At 38.8% G+C, this 1,699-nt stretch carries 1 protein-coding gene and 1 pseudogene; one reads left to right on the forward strand and one right to left on the reverse strand.

Annotated features, from left to right (window positions below; genetic code table 11):
- Positions 1 to 255, reverse strand: a pseudogene (locus tag ACY65O_RS16580) (amino acid permease); the annotation flags it as partial.
- 138 nt (positions 256 to 393) lie between these two features.
- On the opposite strand from ACY65O_RS16580, the gene ACY65O_RS16585 reads away from it, so the two are divergent.
- Positions 394 to 1,659, forward strand: coding sequence for a dicarboxylate/amino acid:cation symporter (locus ACY65O_RS16585; protein WP_462221977.1), 1,266 nt, complete (start codon positions 394 to 396; stop codon positions 1,657 to 1,659).
- Positions 1,660 to 1,699 lie beyond the last annotated feature (40 nt).

Raw genomic sequence — 1,699 nt, forward strand, 5'->3', positions numbered from 1 at the left:
TGATGAAGAAAGTTCGGCGTAGCAAAGTCCAGCTAATGCACAACCTATGGCTGCAACAATAAATCCTATTGTAACAGAAGGACCAGCATTTTGTGCTGCAGCTGCAGCGGTTCTTACAAATAATCCTGCGCCAATTATGGCACCAATGCCAAGTGCAACAAGAGCTCCGGAACCCAGTGTACGCTTAAGGCCTTTTTCCGAGTCACCACTTTCGGCCATTAAATCGGCTATTGGCTTTTTTACAAATAAACTCATATGGTTAGTTGGTTTTAGTTTAAAATGAATTGGAAAAATAAGCAATAAATTTTTAAAAACACCACCAACTGTACTTTTTTATAAGCAATAGGTGGATAACAGGTTTTAATATTATATTGCGTAACTAAATGTTATGCAATGGAAATAACGCAGCAACCTACAAAAAAAAGTAAGCTTACATTATATATTCTTGTTGCAATGGTATTGGGTATTGTGGCAGGGTATTATGTGCATGAAAATTATGCTGCAGGTACTGTAAAAACATTTGCCGATAATATAAAACTGCTCACCACCATTTTTCTCCGAATGGTGCAAATGATTATTGCGCCAATTGTTTTTGCAACATTAGTAGTAGGTATTGCTAAATTAGGCGATATGAAAACGGTAGGCAGAGTAGGGGGCAAAGCAATGCTGTGGTTTATTACAGCATCTTTAATTTCACTTAGCCTGGGTTTAATTTTAGTAAATATTTTTAAACCGGGTGTAGGTGCCGATATTTCCAATACCGATATGGCCGGGGTTAACGATTTGCTGGAAAAATCAAAAGGTTTCTCTTTATCAAAATTTGTAGAGCATGTAGTGCCACGAAGTGTTGTGGAAGCAATGGCCACCAACGAAATTTTACAACTGGTGGTGTTCTCTGTTTTATTTGGTGTTGCACTTACTGCCATTGGTAAAAAAGGTGAGCCGATTGTTAATGCACTTGATTCGCTGGCACATGTGGTACTTAAAATGGTTACCTATGTAATGTATATAGCACCGCTGGGTGTGTTTGGTGCAATGGCTGCTGCTATTGCAAAAAACGGGTTGGGTATTTTAGTAACCTTTGGAAAATATGTTGGCGAATTTTATTTAGGTCTTGCCATTTTGTGGGCACTGTTATTATTTGTAGGGTATCTTTTTTTAAAAAACCGTTTGCCGGTTTTGCTGCGAAGAATAAGTACACCCATGTCAATTGCATTTAGTACCGCCAGCAGCGAAGCCGTGTATCCCAAACTGGTAGAAGAGATGGAACGCTTTGGTTGCAATAATAAAATTGTAAGTTTTGTTTTGCCCCTGGGTTATTCTTTTAATTTAGATGGCAGCATGATGTACATGACCTTTGCCAGTATGTTTATTGCACAGGCATTTAATATAACTTCAATAACAGGCGATGTGTGGCAGCAAATAATTATGCTGCTGGTTTTTTTAGTAACCAGCAAGGGCATTGCAGGTGTGCCAAGGGCTTCGCTTGTTGTGGTATTGGCAACTGGTGCCATGTTTGGTTTACCGCCGGAAGGTGTAGGTTTAATTTTAGCGATTGATGTATTTTGCGATATGGGCCGTACCATGACCAACGTTTTAGGAAATGCATTGGCAACAGCTGCAGTAAGTAAATGGGAAGGACAATTGGAGCATCCGTAACAAACAAACGTAAAACAATATAAATGTTAGATTTTATTTT

The organism is Ferruginibacter sp., from assembly GCF_031430955.1.
In the GTDB taxonomy this organism is placed as follows: domain Bacteria; phylum Bacteroidota; class Bacteroidia; order Chitinophagales; family Chitinophagaceae; genus Ferruginibacter.

Bases quoted from the DNA above. Each gene is read 5' to 3' on its own strand.
- ACY65O_RS16585 (WP_462221977.1), top strand. From the start codon at position 394: ATGGAAATAACGCAGCAACCTACAAAAAAAAGTAAGCTTACATTATAT.